The sequence below is a fragment of the Thalassospira marina genome (genome assembly GCF_002844375.1).
Taxonomy (GTDB): domain Bacteria; phylum Pseudomonadota; class Alphaproteobacteria; order Rhodospirillales; family Thalassospiraceae; genus Thalassospira; species Thalassospira marina.
Window position 1 is genome coordinate 641365 of sequence record NZ_CP024200.1, and the last position, 15920, is coordinate 657284.

The following is a 15920-nucleotide window of genomic DNA, read 5'->3' on the forward strand; positions in this document are numbered from 1 at the left end:
GATTAACTTTAACCGTATTAATGAAAATCAGTAATTCCACTACTACTAAGGAATTCCAATTGAAGCAACCGGCAAGTTTAGGGACAGTCAAATCCGTTAAAGGCATTTCTCTCCGCTCATAATAATAACGGCCAAGAGAACGGATCGCGGCGATTAAAGCCACGTTTATCACCAACGAATTATCAGGGGTATAACATGATCAACCTAAAAGCACTTGCGCTTGCCGCATGCGTTGCAGTCATCAGCACGGCCGCGTCCGCTCAGTCACTTGAATGTGGAGACGACACCCTTTGCCGCGTCAAAGCAGCAGGTACTTTGAAAATCGGCACCAAGGACGATTATGTTCCCTGGTCCTATCGCGCCTCTGATGGCAGCTTCAAGGGGATGGAAGTTGATATCGGCAAAAAAATCGCCGATGCGCTGGGGGTCAAAGCAGAATTCGTCAAGGTAACATCGGCCAACCGGTTTGAATTCCTCGCCCAGGGCCAGATCGACCTTATGATCGCATCCGCATCCGATACGGCCGATCGTCGCAAGATCGTGTCGTTTGTGCATCCCAACTATTATTCGTCGGGTTATTCGGTATTGCTGCCCAAAACCATCAAGGCAACCGAATGGAACCAGATTTCCGGCCAGACCGTATGTGCCGTACAGGGTGCCTGGTATAACAAACCTGCACAGGAAGAATTCGGCGTTAAAATTCTGGCTTTTGCTGGCACGGCCGAAACCGAAGCTGCGATGAAACAGGGACGCTGCATCGGCCTTCTTGAAGACGACAACCAGATCAATGTCCGCCTTTCAAAAGAACAATGGGCCGATTACCAGATGCCGCTGCCGGTAATGGCAGATACCCCCTGGGGTATGGCTGTTCGCCAGGATGACCAGTTTTCACCCTTTGGCTATTTTGTTGCCGGCATGGTTGCCCAGATGCACCGCGATGGCACGCTGCTTAAACTTGAAGCCGATAATGGCATCAAAAACTCCGCTTATCTGATCAAAATGCATGAAGCGCTGAAAGATCACATCAACTGATCGCAAGCCCGCATTGGTCCGGCGTCTTTGGACGCCGGACGCAGCAGAGTATCGGATATGATTACTGACATTCAGACTTTCTTCCGCGAACTGGCGAATTCGGGGATCAATCTGACTATTTTCTATGATGCGTTTGACTTTGAACGTTTCATCACCGGTCTGGGCAACACGGTTTTGCTCATTCTCGCCAGCACCTTTTTTTCGATCATTATCGGGGCAATCGGTGCCGCCATTTTAACATCGGGCCGGGGTTTTTCCGGCTTTCTTGTACGCAGTTACGTTGCCCTTTTTCGCAACACCCCGCTGATCGTGCAGATGTATTTTTTCTATTTTGCCATCGGCAGCATCATGCCGGTCGGTCAGAACGACCTGGGCCTGCCCGAACCCCTGCTGGGCAGTTTCAGCTGGGCGGTGATTTCGCTGTCGCTTTATGCCGGGGCTTTTAACGTTGAAACATTCCGCGCCGGGGTAGGGGCGGTTCATGGCTCCTACGAGGAAGCAGCCCTTGCCCTTGGCTATAACCGCCGGCAGGCCTTTTTTGCTGTCACGGTTCCGCTGGCGCTCAGGTTTTCATTTGCATCGCTGGCAAACAACCTGGTTGACCTGACCAAGGCCACAACAGTTGCCTATGCCGTTGGCGTTGCTGAACTTTTATATGTTTCAAACCAGATCTGGTCAGACTCTCTCAATACCATCGAAATGATGAATGTCATGCTCGTCATCTATCTGGTTCTGACCGGGGCTGTTGTCTTTATCATCAACCGGGTGGAAGCCGCGATGCGCCTGCCGGGCTTTGGTCTGGGAGACAGCCAATGACCACTTCGAACCTGTATCTCCAGACCCTTGAATGGATGCCGTTCGTCCTGCAGGGCTTTGTAATGAACATCCTGATGAGCCTGCTTGCCATTGTGATTGGCACAGCAGTTGGGACTTTTCTGGGGCTGGGCCAGCTTTCACTCAATTTCACAATCGGCCTGCCATCCAAATTGCTGACTCAGTTGTTTCGCAATGCGCCGTGGCTGGTTTTGCTGTTTTACTGCATTTTCCTGATGCCCTATCAGGTCAATATCGCAGGCATCACCATTGAACTGCCAAGCTGGCTTCGCGCCACCATCGGCTTTTCCTTTCCGGTGGCAGCCAATTTCTCGGAAATTGTGCGCGGGGCGGTTAAATCTGTACCGCGCGGACAGTGGGAAGCCGCCGAAGCACTGGGCTATAGCCGCAAGGCAACGCTTTTTCGCATCATCCTGCCGCAATGCCTGACCCGAATGATCCCGCCCTGGATGAACCTGTATGCTTTGCTGTTAACCGCAACGCCGCTTTCCATGATTGTCGGGGTAGAGGAGGCACTGGGCCGCACCCAGGCTGCCGTGCAGGCACAAAGTGATTCCCGCGTGCTGATCCCGATGTATGCAGCGCTTCTGGCAATGTTCTTTCTTTATACCTGGCCGATCAATCGCCTCTCGCTGGTGCTTGAACGACGCTTCCGCACGAAATGAGGTGCTGATATGACTATTTCCCCAAATTCTCAGCCATTGATTTCCCTTCGGGGCGTTCACAAATCCTTTGGTGCCTTCGAGGTACTGCGCGGCATTGATATGGATATCCGCAAAGGCGAGGTTGTTGCCATTATCGGCCCGTCAGGCTCGGGCAAATCAACGATTTTGCGCACCATTAACGGCCTGACACCGGTTAACAAGGGCACCATCAAGGTTGGTGACATCACGGTAAGCGACCCGGAACTTGACCAGGTCAAACTGCGCCATCGTGTTGGCATGGTGTTTCAGCAATATAATCTGTTTCCCCACAAAACCGTGCTGGAAAACGTTGCCATGGCACCGATCCAGGTTCTCAAGCAACCGCGCCGCGAAGTTGAAGACCGCGCGCAAAAGCTTCTGGCCGACATGCGCCTGCCCGATAAAGCCAATTCCTATCCCGGCGAACTTTCCGGCGGGCAGCAGCAGCGCGTTGCCATTGCCCGTGCGCTTTGCATGGAACCCGAAGTCATCCTGTTTGACGAGGTTACAGCCGCACTGGACCCGGAAATGGTCAAAGAAGTCCTTTCGGCCGTTCGCAAGGTGGCCGAGGACGGCATGACCTGCATTCTGGTAACCCATGAAATGGGCTTTGCCCGCGAGGCCGCAGACCATGTCTATTTCACCGATAAGGGCGTAATTGTTGAACATGCGCCACCGGCAGAATTTTTCTCGCAGGCCAGCGACCCGCGCACGGCCGAATTCCTTTCCAAGGTTCTCTAGCAATGGCAGCTATCATTGACGGAAAGGAATTTGCCCAGCGCATTCACGATTTTGTTCGCGCACAGGTATGGCAAATCCAGCAGGATGCGGGGCAGGGCAGTGTGCCCGGCCTCGCCACCATTCTGGTGGGGGAAGACCCGGCCTCCGAAGTTTACGTGCGCAATAAAGGCCGCAAAACCCGCGAAGCTGGCATGGCGTCCTTTCAGCATCGTCTGCCTGCCACCATCGGCGAGGATGAATTGCTCTCGCTGATTACGGAACTTAACCACGATGCCAATATTCACGGCATTCTGGTGCAATTGCCGCTGCCTGCGCATATCAACAGCGATAATGTCATTAATGCCATTGCACCGGAAAAGGATGTGGATGGTTTTCACACCCGCAATGTCGGCCTTCTGGGAAGCGGGCAAAAGGCAATGTTGCCCTGCACACCCCTGGGCTGCACCCTGATGTTGCGGGAACATTTCGGTACGTTGAAGGGTAAAAATGCCCTGGTCATTGGCCGGTCCAACATTGTTGGCAAACCAATGGCGCAATTGCTGCTGGCCGATGATTGCACGGTAACCATTGCGCACCGCTACACCGAAAACCTGATCGATCATTGCCGTCAGGCCGATATTGTTGTTGTTGCCGTTGGCAAACCCGGGTTGATCCCTGGCCACTGGTTAAAACCGGGGGCCGTGGTTATTGATGTGGGCATTAACCGCATCATTCAGGATGGCAAAACAATACTGGTCGGTGATGTTGATTTTGCATCTGCCACCACCATTGCCAGCGCGATTACACCCGTGCCGGGCGGTGTTGGCCCCATGACCATTGCCTGCCTGCTTTATAACACCCTGACAGCCTATTGCCGCATCCACCAGCGCCCGGAACCCGAAGAAACGGGCTTCACCCTTGCCCAGGGCATCGGCCAGTTACGCGAATTTCGCGAAGCAAGCTGACCCCGGATCAGGCAAGCCCAAACGGAAGCGGCAGCACGTGCCGCACTGCCATCTCAAACAAAAGCACAGCGGGCATTCCTGAACGAGGATGTCCGCTGTTTTGTTTGGTCAGCCCTATTAGCCTTTTGCCACGCATTAAAACTCTATAATAAAGAAACTGTCTAATACATGTGTTTAGTTGTTCACGGTTTATACTATACCAAACGGCATACTTTTGCCGTTTCAGATTAAGCGTTCAGGCCACCCATTACTTTATCAATATTGTCATGCATCGAGACATAGTAAGTCTCTGCACTAGTGCCTTTCGAGCGCCAGTAATTAAGATCAAGTAAAGCCTTGTAAGGGTCGTTGCCGCCAAGCTCCGCTAATTTGATCATTATTTGATCGCCAGGCAGGCCGTGGCCCCGGTGATATCGGGTCATATTGATGCTGGTTATATCAAGCGCACGCGAAACCGCATTGTTAGATGACAGATTTGAATGGCGACGTGCGTCGTCAATGTAACTCTGAATTGTCTTCATAGTTCGTAACTCCGTTTCCCGCAGAGATTGTATGCCTGAATTTTACTGTTTGACAACCAACGGCAAGTTGCACTTATGTAATTGCATGCTGCATACATGAACTATGTAGTATGTAGTATGTATTTCCCGTTTCCCAAAGGGGGCTAGCTTCCCGGCTGGCCCCCATCCCGGAAATGGGACGGTAAACGGGAAAAGGGAACAGACCATGACGCAATCAAAGCAAAATCAGGGCAGCGTTGAAGTCCTTATTGGTCAGCTTGAAGCCAATACAATCGCGCTGGAAGAAGCCATTGAAAATTTCGATGTGCAGTACAGCGGTCCAGAAGACTTTGACGATGAAACGCCCGGATGGGTCGTTCTCGCCTTTCAGACAATCAAAGAAAACAAAGAGCTAATGGCTCAAATCAGTTAGCAGTTTCGCCCGGTTGAGGCTGGGGAGCCAAGATTACCGGGGGTTTGGAAGGGGCGTTTTGCGCTTCTCCATCAAGCGGGGCGGCAGTGCCGTAAGTCACCACAAGGTAGTGCGCCAGATGTGAGCAACGAAAACCTGCCGCCCCCTTTTAAACCCAAAGAAAACCCTCTGCGCGAAGCGCCAATTTGCAATCACATTAGGGAAATGGACCGATGAATGTTTTGAATTTTGATGAGAAGTTCACCAGCGCCAGCGGCAAGTTTGAGACGCTGGACTTCGGAATTGACATTGAACTGCATGCAATCTCTGAAAACTGGAAAAGCGGCAAGCCGCCCGTTGGTGATGAAAACGGACCGGGACGCCCTGCTTTTGACGTTTTCGGGGCCGGTCGCCGGGGTGCCGTTAAGATTGGTGCGGCATGGATCAAGGAAATCAAGCGCGGGGACAATGCAGGCAAAAAGTTCCTGACCATGACACTCGACGATCCCAGCTTTCACATGTCGCTGAACCTGACAGCGTGGGAAGTGAAGGCCGGGACGTATGAAATCAAATGGGAGCGCCCGCGCCGGGCGGTTGGCAATGCAGCCGCTTAACAGGGCAAACGAGCAAGGGCGGGACCGTAAGGCCCCGCCCATTCACATGGTGAGCATGGGAGAGGCCCTGCAACGGTGCCAGAATGTCTTTGTTGAATGGAACGAGGACGGTAACGAGTTTGCAGCCTTCCTCCCGCGTGATCGGGGTTTTGACCTGCTGTCAGCTTGCGAAAAGATGACGCTCGCAGATCGTGCGCCGATCGACAGCTTTGAAATATGGCCCATGTGCAGGCTGCTAACCCAGCCCACGCTTAACCGTTTATGGGGCCAGGTGCGCAGGCTGCGTGAGTTCAACAATTATCGCATGTGGTCAATGGAGTTTGCCCGGTGGGGCTATACAGCGGGGTTTGAGCGGTGATTGACGTAATGTCCGCTATGAGCCGTGAGGAAGGTGAGGAATTGCGCGGAAACAGTTCTTGCGCAACGAAGGTTAAGAAGCCTGATAACGCGTCTGACGTCTCCCTTGTACACGCATGCAAGGAATGCGGCATTGCCATCTCCAAACAGGGCCGTGATCGGCTTTTTTGTTCTACTGAATGCAGGTCCGCCTTTAACAACCGTAAAAAGGCGCGAGGCGCTGTTTTGATTGATTTGTTTATGCGCGCCCGGTTTGACCGGAAAGGGACGGGCGCGGGTGCGTATTCCGAAATGTGTACTTTGGCGTCGGTCTGGCGGGAAGAAGACAAAAAAGCAGGTCGCGCCAGTTTTTGAAAAACCCAAGGGGGCATTTTTGTATCACGCCCCCTTCTGATTACAACGGACTACTGGGAACGGGAAAAATGGATTTAATCTATGCGGGTTTTGATGGCTTGGACGTGACGTTTCAGGGTTTCATTCCGTTGCGGGCAGTCGAATTGTTTGAAGCTGCCAAGGTGACAGCACAAGAAACCAAACAGGAAACATTCGCACAGGTCGGACTGTTCAAAGGCCATGTAGCAGAAACAGGGGCGCGGGGCGGGTACACCTTCCGGGTAGATACAGGCAACCTTGGCTTTACGTGGTTTTTTTCAAAATCACAGAAGCGGGAAGGGTGGAATATCCGGGTTTCCTGTAAGTCCGCGACATTGGCCGCCTATGGCTTTGAAGGGGCCATATCGCGCATGTATGCGGACCTTGACGCAGTAGGCGCGACGGTTTTGCAGGAAGCCATTGCCCGTATTGATTTTGCGATGGATTGGCGTATGCCCGGTGATTTTCGGCTTGATCCGCATCGCTTCGCGCTCCATGGAACAACCAAGGCGGACATGCACGGGGAAGAAATCGGGCAGCACTGGCAAAAACGTCAATGTACCGGGCTGACCATTGGCAAAATGCCGGGGCGGCAAATCTGCATTTATGACAAACGCCGAGATATCGTTGCCAAGCGCAAAGATGAATGGTGGAAAATTTGGGGGATCGACCGGGACGAATTTGAAACGTCCGGGGATCAGATGTGGCGCATAGAATTGCGCGCCGGGAAGAAACATTTAAAGGATCAATGGGGCGTTACGTCATGGGCTGATTTGCGCGCCAAATTAGGTGACATATATGCGCATGCGCTCCTACGTATACGTTACAAGGCCGAATTGTGGGACGAAACCGATAACGTAACGCGGATACCCGATGACGAAATGTGGGAAAGCTGCCGCCGCGTCGTCGGGGAAAACCTGTTTGAATATTCCAGCAATGCAACGCCGGGCGTTGTCAAACAGGTCATGCAGGAACAGCAACGGCAAACCATTTCCGCAATGATGATCGGTTTATCTGCAAATTTTGCTGTTCTGGCCGGGGTCCGCAAAGATCGGTTGGCCGAACTGCCTAAACTGATTTCCGAAATGATTGCCAACAATGTGAAAGGAGAGAGTGTCAAGGAATTTAAGGACAAAATGACAAAGGTTTTTCGCCGGTATGAAATCCATGACGAAGATGGGGTGATCCTTAATGAACGAACAATTGCAGCGTCTCAAACAGCGCATTGCGGAGGCGCAGAAAGCCCCGTTATTTGCTAAGGCGCAACAGGCTGAATTGGCCCTGCAGGATGCTGTTGCACTGCTGGAAACCATGGCCGCACGGATCGAAGCCTTGGAAAATGGCAACGGTTGATCCGGGGACAGTGATCGAAATTGGTACTTGTTCGGGGTGTGGGAACCCCGTGCATATCAAGGCCAATAAAAACCAGATCGCATATTACTTTTGCACACCCAACGACATGAATAACGGTCAAGGGTGTTCGCATCACGAAAAATGGGGACGGGTCGCTTCAAATCAGAAATTGCGCGCTTATTGGGAAGCCAAAAAAGCGCATGAACGCAAGGGCTTTGATGATGACCGAACAAAACGAATGGTTGCCGGGGGCAACGACCAGCAAGACGACAAAGAACAACCTGAAATCCAGCACGGCCATAAACCCCGAGCGGTTGACGCAATCCGGGAATATTTCCGATCCTGAACCGGACTTTGCAGCCGGGGCCGAACATTTGGCATCCTTCACGGTTGATCCGATTGAAGGAGAGGGGGACGATTTTGGCGGCATGGAAGGCATTACCACCGAAACCGACACAGAAGCCGGGGAAATGGGGGAAGGCGCGCCGCCGGGCGAATTTATCGGGCCAGAAGCGTTTTTTGTGGGCTTCTGCACCGCCTTTAACCTGACGTCGCTGATCCCGCCTTATGTGAAATCGCTGAAAATCGAAATCACTGAAATGCAGCAAGCCCGCGCTGCATCGGATGAAATGTATGAAATCTGTCTGGAAACGCCGGGCCTGCATTTCATCATCCAGCCGGGCGGCGTCTGGTACAAGCGCCTATCCGTTATTGGCATGTTTATGGTGCCGAAAGTCATGGGCGTTGCAAAGGAACTGCGCGAAAAGCGCATTGCAGCCCAAAATGCCGCGCTGTGGGCTGAAAAGAAACCTGCCGGGGCAAATGACGCCAAACCAGCCAATGACGCGCCAGCGGGCGAAAAACAGGCCGGTGCCAGTGATCCTGTGGATTGGGCACCCGCCGCGTAATGGTTGCTATGTCAGATGCGGGACGGATCGGCGTGTTTGGTCGATCCGGGTCCGGCAAATCAACTTTGGTTAAAAAGCTGATTGCGAAACGTAAGCGCGTTATCATTTTTGACCCTCAAGACGAATATAAGGAGGTCAAAGGGGTTTTTACGGTGCGCCGTATCGACGATGTGCGGGCATATATAGCTCGAAATTGGCGCAAATCTTTTAAAGTGGCTTATGTGCCACCTGCCAATAATGAAATGGAAGCGCTGGACAGATTGTCGAAGCTGGCAAAGCTCGCCCAAATTCGTTTTTTTGAAGGTGTTGATAATCGTCAACTAACATTGGTTGTTGAGGAAATGCATGAATGCTTTCCTGTTACGACTATGCCTAAAAACTTATCGGGGTTCGGTACGTTGTGTTCAAAAGGTCGGCATTACGGTGTCGAATTGATTGGCGCATCGCAAAGAATTGCGGAGGTAAATAAAAGATTTCGGGGAAATTGTTCGGAATTATATATTTTACCGCAACAAGACTATGTGGACATTAAATTAGCCGCAAAGCAACTGGGGTTTGTAAAACCAGAGGAAGTGCAGGCGTTACAGCCTCATAACTTTATGTTGCGGAAGGATGGAAAAGTAACACGTGGAAAAAACTGAAAAACCATGAATTTTCCTACGTAAGGTAACGTAACGTTACCTAGATTTGAGTTCCCGAAAAATTGGGCGTAACCCGGTTGTCAACAGGCGGCCGGGCTTTTTTGTTTTCGGCGCAAAGTTGGGGGTTCTCGTGAACGTTAAATCAATCGCTGTGACTGTTGCGACTTCGGTGCTTGCAATGGTCATTTACGACAAATTCATCAAAGCCAACGTGTAAGGCTTTTCGGGGGAAAAATGACCAAAGACATCAAGACGGTGGGCCTTGTTGCCCTTGGGGTTCTGGTTGCCGGTTACATCATGAATGTCGGTTACGGCATTTCTGTTGTTAAGCAGGCGTCCGACGGCTTCGACATGTGATCTGGCAAGGCCAGATAACGAAAAGAAAACAGGGGGAGCCGCAAGGCGATGACCACACGAATTTTCAAGAAAATGCCGAACGGTTCGGGCATTGGTGCGGGCCAGACGGCCACTTTCAATCTGCCGCTTGGCATTACCTACTATCAGCTTATGCTACGCATCCGTGCGGACCTTGGCAGCGGCATTGTTGACGTGCCGGTTGCCAGCTTGGGCGACGTGATCGGCGAAATTCGCATGTATATCGACGGACAGGAAACCATCCGCGTTGACGCCGCTGATTTGGCCGTGATCCTTGCCTATAAAGGCCAGACGGTTAAGGCCGGTGCCTTGCCGCTGATGTTTGCCAATCCGTCACAGCGCACGGCGGCGGGCGAGGATGCTCCGGCCATTGGCACTCAATTTCTTCAATCGCTTTCGCTTGAAATTGACATCAAGGACGGTGTGACGTCTCCCAGTCTGGTGGTCTATGGCCGCATGGGGCCAAATACGCCGCTGGGTCAGTTTTACGCAATCAAGAAATATCCGTTTAACGTGGGCAACCTTGGCACGCGCCAGTTACAGGAATTGCCGCGTACGTCCTACAACCTGCTGGCAATGCATATCAGCACGGATCAGATTTCGAGCGTCCAGCTTGAAGCAAATCAGCGCATTATCCGCGATTTTGACCGGGTGGTAGGCGAGGCAACCGCCATCCAGACCGGCAAGGTCTGGCAGCCGGGCTTTACCCACATCGACATGGTGGAAAGTGATCGGCTTTCCGACATGCTGCCGATGCTTTTGGAATCTTTCCTGCTGCGTTTGGAAATGGAGGCAACGGGTAACTTCAATCTGTACACCGAAGAAGTGCGCGGTACTGTCGCTGCCTAATCGGAATGGGCCGGGGTGCAATGCACTCCGGCTTGCCTTGGGGGGATCACATGGCAGAACAAGACAATCAGACCAGTCCGGGGGGCTGGGAAGGCGCATTAGACAACCTGTTTAAATATTTTGGACAGGCAAAAGATGCGGTCTTTTCGACCTATTCCGATTGGCAAAATACCTTTGGTGGCGAGAACAGCGCCAGCAATTCCAGTAACTACGCCAGTGGTGAAAACTATGACAGTGGTTGGTCAAATCCGGCTGCGCCAGTGCAAACCAGTAATCCCAATCTTGGGCTTTACATCGGCGTTGGCGTGGCACTGCTGGCGGGTATGATTTTAATCACCCGAAAATAGGGGGCGAACATGTTTCAGGGACTTATGAGCATGTTCGGCGGCGGCGTGGGTGGCGGTTCTGGCGGTTCGTTTATCGACACGACCAGCCATGCCACGGCGGGCAGCACATCGGAAAGCGGGCATATTTATTCCTACAATAATGCGCCGTTTTCCGTTGGTGGGGCCGCACAAACGCCGGTCAATATGATTGCATCCATCGTGCCTTGGGTTGTTATGGGGGGAGTGGCATGGCTGCTGCTGAAAAAATAAAAATCGGCCTGTCACAGTGGGATCAAACGGCGGCGGAGCATATCCGCCCCGTTGTCCTGCCCGAAAGCCCGCTTGGCCTTGATGGTCTGCGCGATGATGTTGCCAACGGTCGCGCCGCTGTTCTTGCCGTCCAGGCACGCGGCGAACGCATTGGCACCCTGCTTGTGCGGGTCGAACAGGGTGGAGACGGCAAATATTTTATCATCGAATGCGCGAACAGCCATTTGGCCGGGGTTGATCTGGTCAAAACCTGTATGCCGGCCCTTGAAGCATGGGCGCGCAAGCTGGGCTGCCGGGCCTTGGACGTGCCAACGCACCGCCCCGGCTTGGTGCATAAGATGAAAAAACAGGATTACACCGTTGTTAAAACGGTATTGCGAAAGGTTCTGACATGAGTGCGGGCCTAAGTCATTCAAGCAGCAAAAGCAGCACGACCAGCCAGAACTATGACCAGCGGGCCGGGGCTGACAACGGGTCGATTGCCGCCAGTGGCGGCGCAACGGTCACAATTGACGCAACCAGCCCGGAAGCCTTCGATTTTGCCGGAGACGTGGCCGCCGATGTGATCGACCTGACCAGCGTTGTTGTGGGTGGCACCTTCGGGGCGCTTTCCGATGCAAATAAGACCGTCGGCGCGGCCTTGGAAGCGGTCCGCAAAGCAAACACGTCCGACACTGCAAATACGCTGGAACTGTTGATTAAAATCGGTGTGCCAGTGCTTGGCGCGGCTTTCATCCTGCCCGCGATCTTTAAGAAATAGGTTTAGACATGACCATTAGCCGTTATCAGACTTATACAGGCACGATCCAGCCGGGCGAACTGTTTACCATTAACCGGGCAGGGCGGTCAGTTACCTGTTTTGAAGCCAGCGCGGGCCTTGAAATCGTCATTGATGACGGCTCAAGTTCAGCGTTCTTCGCCGGGGTCAGTGTCGATTTTGATTACGAGTTCAAACGCATTCAGTTGCTGAACCCGAACGATACGCCGGTGACGTTTCAAGTCGCCACGGCCATGGGAAAGGTGAACGATAACCGCCTGACAGCATCCGGCATTTTGCGCGTTGCTGATCCTGATAGTGGTGCAAGTTTTAGCGCTGTGCGTGCCGCCGCTGTCGATGTAGCGAACGCAGTTGGTGAATTAAGTAAACGCGCTAATGAAGCTATGCAGGGCAGCAATATGTTTATGTTGTATGCCCCCAAGCACAAAATCGGCACGTCCTTTATGTACGTTCAGGGTGTTGGATCGTCTCCTGTTACCTTAATTGATCCGGCTGTAAATACGTCTGGCGTCATTATCAGAACAGTCGTTGCAAACAACGGCGCGGGGAACGGAGCCAGCATTTTTGCAGGGCCGTCCGCGCCTGCAAGCTGGGTGGACGCAACAAAGCGGCAAATCTACAGTTTTTATTCAAGTTATACGCAGTGCTACAACCACTGCGATCCTATTCATCTGCCCGCTGGCGATGGGCTGTATTTCCTCGGTAATCAAGGTGGATCAGCCAGCTTGAGTGTTACATGGGATTACCTGTAATGACCAATTTTGAAATCATGCAGTTGGCTTATCAGTTGCGCGGGCAGGGCGATGACCGCCCGCTTGCCGATATTGTTGCCAGCGTCAAAGCTGACATGGCCGTATTCGAGCCAGCCGCACCCGGTCCCGGCGATGTGGTCGGGGGCCGTGTTGATCAGTTCCCCGACGGTCGCAAGGTCACAACCGAAATCTTGGGCGATGGGACTGAAAAGGTCATCAAAACCGAAATGATCGACCTGCCAAAACCCGAACCGGAGGCCGCACCCAATGAATAAGGATGCACTTTTGCTGATCGGTGCCGGTGGTCTGGCCTATGCGGCTTTCATGGCTGCCCGATCGGGCGCAACCGAACAGTCTGAATATGACGTAGGAAGCCCGTCACGGGTGGCGCAAGATGTTGACGTGCTGGCCCGGACAATCTGGGGTGAGGCACGTGGCGAAGGTGCCAGCGGTATGCAGGCTGTCGCCAACGTCGTGATGAACCGTGTGGCTAAACAGACGTGGTACGGCAAAACAGTCGTAGAGGTCTGCAAAAAGCCCGGCCAATTTACCGCCTGGACAAAAGGCGATCCGAACTATGAGCCAGCCCATGCCGTAACCACCAATAACCCGGCCTTTGCGCAGGCCTTGCAGATTGCAGGCCGTGCGGTTGCTGGCACGTTGCCCGATATCACCGGGGGCGCGGATCATTATTTTAATCCCAGTGTGGTTTTACCAAGTTGGGCGGCCACAATGAGCCACCTTATCGACATTGGTCGCCATGCCTTTTATCGGGCGTAAGGGGGAATAATGGCGGTTCGTTACGATCCAGACCTGCACGCGGTTGAATATGCGGCGGGCAAATGGATGGCCTGCAACGCACTGGATCAAACCGCCTGCATCAACATGGCGGAAGAAGTCGCAGCTTATGAAAATGATCCAACGGCAACGCCGGGGCCGTTCGATGGTAACGACGCGCCGCTCGTGGTGAATATCGAAAAGACTGTGATCAATTGGCCGTTAATCGGCCTGTTCTTGGCCGGGCTGCTTATGGCCGTGGCTGGTTTGAAAAGGGGGTAATCGTGCGTTTGGGGTTGCGGTTACAGCACATCAATAAGGGGGAAAATGACATGGCGAAACGCAAGGGCCGCAAGGCTAACGGGCAGTTTGCCAAGGGCAACAAAATCGGCAAGCGCCGAACACGCCGCAAAGGCCGCAAGTAATGCCGGTGCTGCTTATCGGGGTTGCTATCGGCGCTGTCATCGGAGGGTCGGGGGTCTGGCTTGCCAGTGACGCCGCCCAAAAGGTCGGTAATGCGGCCCTGATCGGTGGCGGCATCTATCTGGCTGGCAAATACATGAAAAAATGGTGAGCCATGGATTTGCCAATTGCCGAAATCTTGCAGGGGGGCGGAAATCTCGCATCTATCGCCCTTGTGCTGATCATGTGGCGGTTTGATCGCCGCTTGTTGAAACTCGAAATTCAGCTTTCAGGGGAGCATTAAGAATGTGGGAAAAAGTGAAAGACCGTTTCAAGGAACCGTCCACCTATGCCGGTTTGGCCGGTGTGATTACGTCTGTCGGTGTGCTTGGCAAGATCAACGAAGCGCCAGCCATTGCCGATACCGTGAGCAACGCGGGCCATGCAATCAGCCAGGGCGATTATGCAACCGCCATCGGCGTCGGCCTGTTTGGTCTGCTGTCGATCTTCATCGGTGAGAAAGGCAAACGTTAAGGGAACATCTTAACGGGATTTGCGAAGGAGGCGTGTTTGTTCACGCTTCCTTTTTTTGTTTCAGGTGTCCGGGGCGCAAGATCGGGCGCAATATTCGCGATACGCTAACCTCATGTAATCCGGTCCTTTTTGCGATCTGGCGGTTGTTAAAGCCGCGTGCAGCCAATTTCGTAACCATCAAATGACGGGCGCGAACTGTTGCCGCGTCGTTCGCTTTCAGGAACATCTTGTAATAGTGCGCAACGGTTTCAGGCGGGCAGGAATGGCGATTTGATAAAATTTTTTCAACCTGCTTTTGCTCGTACTGGTTGAGCATTTCAGACATTTCATATCCGATTGCTTTTAGGCTATTCAACCGGGCGCTGATATTTATCAGATTGCTTTCACGCTCGGCGATTTCCTCGGCCTTGGCGCGCGCCTTGCGGGCGAAGTCCTCATAGGCATCTGCAAGTTTTATTAGGGCATCTTTATCAAGATGGTCGAGAAGTTTTCTATCCATTGTGTCATGCGAGTTTAACAGGGCCTTAAAGGGTTTAACAGGCATGGTTAACATATGGTTAATCTCTAAGTGATTGAAAATGTGGGGAAAATGGAGAACAAACAAGCATAATTAGGTTCTATAATAAAGATTATGACAAATAATTAGCAGGATGGATTTGCAATATAGACCGCAATCTCCCGCACATCGCTGAATGCTACTTACATTCTGCTTTTAACAAGCACAATGTCAGGACGCGGGTCTCGCTGATTTCGTAGCTAACCTGTAGATAATGGGTAAGGGATTGCAAATCCTCGGCTGTGAAGACGAAAGAAAGCAGATTGCGTTCCAACGCCACGCATCGGGCCTCTTTGAAATCTATAAAGCGATCTACAACCGGGAACAATGCCTTATAGACCGCCTCTTTCGCGGAAAACAGTACGGTACAGGCAACGCGCTGGCTGAACCTGGACAAAAGCAGGATCTGTTCTGTATCGGTCGCGATTTGCGAAAAAAGGCGCCGCGCATTGTCCTGGCAAATCATCTTCTCCATATCAATACCGATCCCACGATAATCACTTTGTTTGGCAACTATGGCACAGGCAATATCTGCATCGTGACTAATCGCCCCAACAATGCCTTGCGGCCAGATCGGCTCCCGGTACTGACCCATTGGTACAGAAATTTCATTACATCCAAGGTCACAAAGTGCCCTTGCACAACACAATCTCCCAGCCAGAAATTCGTTCTTACGTTTTGGGACGGCTCGAGCCAATTGTGCGGGCAGTTCAATCTGCAAACCATCTGGCCCAACTGCAGTCAGATCGGTCTCGGGGATTTGCGGAATTAGACATGCGTGCCCACAAAGCCCGTTCACCTGGTATAGCGCCGGCAAAGGTTGGCCAAGATCGCCATTCATTTATTTCCCCTGATATCCTGGAATTCCATCGTATCGGATTATACACCACCCTGCCCTTTATTATTTCAT

General features: G+C 52.5%; 27 protein-coding genes. 24 read left to right on the forward strand and 3 right to left on the reverse strand.

All coding sequences use genetic code 11. From position 1 onward, the window contains the following. Positions 1–195: 195 nt before the first annotated feature. From CSC3H3_RS23035 to folD, 5 genes are read left to right on the forward strand one after another with little or no spacing between them, the layout of a single operon-like run. Complete coding sequence (locus tag CSC3H3_RS23035; RefSeq protein WP_101286700.1) at positions 196–1032, forward strand: transporter substrate-binding domain-containing protein; 837 nt, start codon at positions 196–198, stop codon at positions 1030–1032. Positions 1033–1089: 57 nt separating this feature from the next. Next, a complete protein-coding gene (locus CSC3H3_RS23040; RefSeq protein ID WP_101286701.1) occupies positions 1090–1848 on the forward strand; it encodes an amino acid ABC transporter permease in 759 nt (252 codons plus the stop codon). Further along, a complete protein-coding gene (locus CSC3H3_RS23045; protein ID WP_101286702.1) occupies positions 1845–2531 on the forward strand; it encodes an amino acid ABC transporter permease in 687 nt (228 codons plus the stop codon). Before CSC3H3_RS23040 ends, CSC3H3_RS23045 begins: the two co-directional genes overlap by 4 nt. Positions 2532–2540: 9 nt before the next feature. Further along, on the forward strand, positions 2541–3290 hold the full coding sequence (locus tag CSC3H3_RS23050) for an amino acid ABC transporter ATP-binding protein (protein ID WP_101267098.1): 750 nt from the start codon (positions 2541–2543) through the stop codon (positions 3288–3290). 2 nt (positions 3291–3292) lie between these two features. Beyond that, positions 3293–4234, forward strand: coding sequence for a bifunctional methylenetetrahydrofolate dehydrogenase/methenyltetrahydrofolate cyclohydrolase FolD (folD, locus tag CSC3H3_RS23055; RefSeq protein WP_101286703.1), 942 nt, complete (start codon positions 3293–3295; stop codon positions 4232–4234). Positions 4235–4461: 227 nt separating this feature from the next. Here folD and CSC3H3_RS23060 read toward each other — a convergent pair whose 3' ends face one another. Then, positions 4462–4755, reverse strand: coding sequence for a hypothetical protein (locus CSC3H3_RS23060; RefSeq protein WP_101267094.1), 294 nt, complete (start codon positions 4753–4755; stop codon positions 4462–4464). Between the two features lie 205 nt (positions 4756–4960). Here CSC3H3_RS23060 and CSC3H3_RS23065 point away from each other — a divergent pair, with 205 nt between their 5' ends. The 19 genes from CSC3H3_RS23065 to CSC3H3_RS23145 all read left to right on the forward strand — a co-directional run bounded on the left by CSC3H3_RS23065 (position 4961) and on the right by CSC3H3_RS23145 (position 14454). Continuing rightward, a complete protein-coding gene (locus tag CSC3H3_RS23065; RefSeq protein ID WP_101267093.1) occupies positions 4961–5167 on the forward strand; it encodes a hypothetical protein in 207 nt (68 codons plus the stop codon). A gap of 212 nt (positions 5168–5379) precedes the next feature. Further along, positions 5380–5760, forward strand: coding sequence for a DUF736 family protein (locus tag CSC3H3_RS23070; RefSeq protein WP_101267091.1), 381 nt, complete (start codon positions 5380–5382; stop codon positions 5758–5760). Then, on the forward strand, positions 5747–6118 hold the full coding sequence (locus tag CSC3H3_RS23075; RefSeq protein ID WP_101267089.1) for a hypothetical protein: 372 nt from the start codon (positions 5747–5749) through the stop codon (positions 6116–6118). The genes CSC3H3_RS23070 and CSC3H3_RS23075 overlap by 14 nt, the downstream gene beginning before the upstream one ends. 8 nt (positions 6119–6126) lie before the next feature. After that, a complete protein-coding gene (locus CSC3H3_RS23080) occupies positions 6127–6471 on the forward strand; it encodes a transcriptional regulator (protein WP_133125814.1) in 345 nt (114 codons plus the stop codon). Between the two features lie 68 nt (positions 6472–6539). Further along, positions 6540–7748 (forward strand): hypothetical protein, encoded by a 1209-nt coding sequence (locus CSC3H3_RS23085; RefSeq protein ID WP_101267085.1) that lies wholly within the window; start codon positions 6540–6542, stop codon positions 7746–7748. 294 nt (positions 7749–8042) lie between these two features. After that, complete coding sequence (locus tag CSC3H3_RS23090; RefSeq protein ID WP_157831997.1) at positions 8043–8750, forward strand: hypothetical protein; 708 nt, start codon at positions 8043–8045, stop codon at positions 8748–8750. Next, positions 8750–9391, forward strand: a complete 642-nt coding sequence (locus tag CSC3H3_RS23095; protein ID WP_101267082.1) for a helicase HerA domain-containing protein — start codon at positions 8750–8752, stop codon at positions 9389–9391. The genes CSC3H3_RS23090 and CSC3H3_RS23095 overlap by 1 nt, the downstream gene beginning before the upstream one ends. 234 nt (positions 9392–9625) lie before the next feature. Then, complete coding sequence (locus CSC3H3_RS25125; RefSeq protein ID WP_256359944.1) at positions 9626–9748, forward strand: hypothetical protein; 123 nt, start codon at positions 9626–9628, stop codon at positions 9746–9748. 48 nt (positions 9749–9796) lie between these two features. Continuing rightward, on the forward strand, positions 9797–10615 hold the full coding sequence (locus tag CSC3H3_RS23100) for a major capsid protein P2 (protein ID WP_101267080.1): 819 nt from the start codon (positions 9797–9799) through the stop codon (positions 10613–10615). A 50-nt stretch (positions 10616–10665) separates the two neighbouring features. Beyond that, positions 10666–10962, forward strand: coding sequence for a hypothetical protein (locus tag CSC3H3_RS23105; protein ID WP_101267078.1), 297 nt, complete (start codon positions 10666–10668; stop codon positions 10960–10962). A gap of 9 nt (positions 10963–10971) precedes the next feature. After that, complete coding sequence (locus CSC3H3_RS23110; RefSeq protein WP_133125813.1) at positions 10972–11211, forward strand: hypothetical protein; 240 nt, start codon at positions 10972–10974, stop codon at positions 11209–11211. Next, entirely contained in the window at positions 11190–11606 is a 417-nt protein-coding gene (locus tag CSC3H3_RS23115) for a hypothetical protein (RefSeq protein ID WP_101267074.1), read from the forward strand. The genes CSC3H3_RS23110 and CSC3H3_RS23115 overlap by 22 nt, the downstream gene beginning before the upstream one ends. Continuing rightward, a complete protein-coding gene (locus tag CSC3H3_RS23120; RefSeq protein WP_101267072.1) occupies positions 11603–11971 on the forward strand; it encodes a hypothetical protein in 369 nt (122 codons plus the stop codon). The genes CSC3H3_RS23115 and CSC3H3_RS23120 overlap by 4 nt, the downstream gene beginning before the upstream one ends. A gap of 8 nt (positions 11972–11979) precedes the next feature. Beyond that, positions 11980–12741: a hypothetical protein gene (locus CSC3H3_RS23125; RefSeq protein WP_101267071.1), complete on the forward strand. Its 762-nt coding sequence runs from the start codon at positions 11980–11982 to the stop codon at positions 12739–12741. Beyond that, on the forward strand, positions 12741–13016 hold the full coding sequence (locus CSC3H3_RS23130; RefSeq protein WP_101267069.1) for a hypothetical protein: 276 nt from the start codon (positions 12741–12743) through the stop codon (positions 13014–13016). The genes CSC3H3_RS23125 and CSC3H3_RS23130 overlap by 1 nt, the downstream gene beginning before the upstream one ends. Next, complete coding sequence (locus CSC3H3_RS23135) at positions 13009–13521, forward strand: cell wall hydrolase (protein WP_217351150.1); 513 nt, start codon at positions 13009–13011, stop codon at positions 13519–13521. The genes CSC3H3_RS23130 and CSC3H3_RS23135 overlap by 8 nt, the downstream gene beginning before the upstream one ends. A gap of 9 nt (positions 13522–13530) precedes the next feature. Beyond that, positions 13531–13800 carry a hypothetical protein gene (locus CSC3H3_RS23140; RefSeq protein WP_101267068.1) on the forward strand — a complete coding sequence of 90 codons (270 nt, stop codon included), beginning with the start codon at positions 13531–13533 and terminating at the stop codon, positions 13798–13800. Between the two features lie 142 nt (positions 13801–13942). Continuing rightward, complete coding sequence (locus CSC3H3_RS24755) at positions 13943–14092, forward strand: hypothetical protein (protein ID WP_157831998.1); 150 nt, start codon at positions 13943–13945, stop codon at positions 14090–14092. 134 nt (positions 14093–14226) lie between these two features. Further along, entirely contained in the window at positions 14227–14454 is a 228-nt protein-coding gene (locus CSC3H3_RS23145) for a hypothetical protein (RefSeq protein ID WP_101267066.1), read from the forward strand. Positions 14455–14494: 40 nt separating this feature from the next. Here CSC3H3_RS23145 and CSC3H3_RS23150 read toward each other — a convergent pair whose 3' ends face one another. Both CSC3H3_RS23150 and CSC3H3_RS23155 read right to left on the reverse strand, forming a co-directional pair. Next, positions 14495–14953: a hypothetical protein gene (locus tag CSC3H3_RS23150; RefSeq protein ID WP_101286705.1), complete on the reverse strand. Its 459-nt coding sequence runs from the start codon at positions 14951–14953 to the stop codon at positions 14495–14497. A gap of 196 nt (positions 14954–15149) precedes the next feature. Continuing rightward, entirely contained in the window at positions 15150–15851 is a 702-nt protein-coding gene (locus CSC3H3_RS23155; RefSeq protein ID WP_101267063.1) for a 4'-phosphopantetheinyl transferase family protein, read from the reverse strand. Positions 15852–15920: the final 69 nt, after the last annotated feature.

What these genes read in the sequence shown, in the direction of transcription:
- CSC3H3_RS23035 (WP_101286700.1), top strand. Translation starts at nt 196, where the DNA reads ATGATCAACCTAAAAGCACTTGCGCTTGCCGCATGCGTTGCAGTCATC.
- CSC3H3_RS23040 (WP_101286701.1), top strand. Translation starts at nt 1,090, where the DNA reads ATGATTACTGACATTCAGACTTTCTTCCGCGAACTGGCGAATTCGGGG.
- CSC3H3_RS23045 (WP_101286702.1), top strand. Translation starts at nt 1,845, where the DNA reads ATGACCACTTCGAACCTGTATCTCCAGACCCTTGAATGGATGCCGTTC.
- CSC3H3_RS23050 (WP_101267098.1), top strand. Translation starts at nt 2,541, where the DNA reads ATGACTATTTCCCCAAATTCTCAGCCATTGATTTCCCTTCGGGGCGTT.
- folD (WP_101286703.1), top strand. Translation starts at nt 3,293, where the DNA reads ATGGCAGCTATCATTGACGGAAAGGAATTTGCCCAGCGCATTCACGAT.
- CSC3H3_RS23060 (WP_101267094.1), bottom strand. Translation starts at nt 4,755, where the DNA reads ATGAAGACAATTCAGAGTTACATTGACGACGCACGTCGCCATTCAAAT.
- CSC3H3_RS23065 (WP_101267093.1), top strand. Translation starts at nt 4,961, where the DNA reads ATGACGCAATCAAAGCAAAATCAGGGCAGCGTTGAAGTCCTTATTGGT.
- CSC3H3_RS23070 (WP_101267091.1), top strand. Translation starts at nt 5,380, where the DNA reads ATGAATGTTTTGAATTTTGATGAGAAGTTCACCAGCGCCAGCGGCAAG.
- CSC3H3_RS23075 (WP_101267089.1), top strand. Translation starts at nt 5,747, where the DNA reads ATGCAGCCGCTTAACAGGGCAAACGAGCAAGGGCGGGACCGTAAGGCC.
- CSC3H3_RS23080 (WP_133125814.1), top strand. Translation starts at nt 6,127, where the DNA reads ATGTCCGCTATGAGCCGTGAGGAAGGTGAGGAATTGCGCGGAAACAGT.
- CSC3H3_RS23085 (WP_101267085.1), top strand. Translation starts at nt 6,540, where the DNA reads ATGGATTTAATCTATGCGGGTTTTGATGGCTTGGACGTGACGTTTCAG.
- CSC3H3_RS23090 (WP_157831997.1), top strand. Translation starts at nt 8,043, where the DNA reads ATGAACGCAAGGGCTTTGATGATGACCGAACAAAACGAATGGTTGCCG.
- CSC3H3_RS23095 (WP_101267082.1), top strand. Translation starts at nt 8,750, where the DNA reads ATGGTTGCTATGTCAGATGCGGGACGGATCGGCGTGTTTGGTCGATCC.
- CSC3H3_RS25125 (WP_256359944.1), top strand. Translation starts at nt 9,626, where the DNA reads ATGACCAAAGACATCAAGACGGTGGGCCTTGTTGCCCTTGGGGTTCTG.
- CSC3H3_RS23100 (WP_101267080.1), top strand. Translation starts at nt 9,797, where the DNA reads ATGACCACACGAATTTTCAAGAAAATGCCGAACGGTTCGGGCATTGGT.
- CSC3H3_RS23105 (WP_101267078.1), top strand. Translation starts at nt 10,666, where the DNA reads ATGGCAGAACAAGACAATCAGACCAGTCCGGGGGGCTGGGAAGGCGCA.
- CSC3H3_RS23110 (WP_133125813.1), top strand. Translation starts at nt 10,972, where the DNA reads ATGTTTCAGGGACTTATGAGCATGTTCGGCGGCGGCGTGGGTGGCGGT.
- CSC3H3_RS23115 (WP_101267074.1), top strand. Translation starts at nt 11,190, where the DNA reads ATGGCTGCTGCTGAAAAAATAAAAATCGGCCTGTCACAGTGGGATCAA.
- CSC3H3_RS23120 (WP_101267072.1), top strand. Translation starts at nt 11,603, where the DNA reads ATGAGTGCGGGCCTAAGTCATTCAAGCAGCAAAAGCAGCACGACCAGC.
- CSC3H3_RS23125 (WP_101267071.1), top strand. Translation starts at nt 11,980, where the DNA reads ATGACCATTAGCCGTTATCAGACTTATACAGGCACGATCCAGCCGGGC.
- CSC3H3_RS23130 (WP_101267069.1), top strand. Translation starts at nt 12,741, where the DNA reads ATGACCAATTTTGAAATCATGCAGTTGGCTTATCAGTTGCGCGGGCAG.
- CSC3H3_RS23135 (WP_217351150.1), top strand. Translation starts at nt 13,009, where the DNA reads ATGAATAAGGATGCACTTTTGCTGATCGGTGCCGGTGGTCTGGCCTAT.
- CSC3H3_RS23140 (WP_101267068.1), top strand. Translation starts at nt 13,531, where the DNA reads ATGGCGGTTCGTTACGATCCAGACCTGCACGCGGTTGAATATGCGGCG.
- CSC3H3_RS24755 (WP_157831998.1), top strand. Translation starts at nt 13,943, where the DNA reads ATGCCGGTGCTGCTTATCGGGGTTGCTATCGGCGCTGTCATCGGAGGG.
- CSC3H3_RS23145 (WP_101267066.1), top strand. Translation starts at nt 14,227, where the DNA reads ATGTGGGAAAAAGTGAAAGACCGTTTCAAGGAACCGTCCACCTATGCC.
- CSC3H3_RS23150 (WP_101286705.1), bottom strand. Translation starts at nt 14,953, where the DNA reads ATGGATAGAAAACTTCTCGACCATCTTGATAAAGATGCCCTAATAAAA.
- CSC3H3_RS23155 (WP_101267063.1), bottom strand. Translation starts at nt 15,851, where the DNA reads ATGAATGGCGATCTTGGCCAACCTTTGCCGGCGCTATACCAGGTGAAC.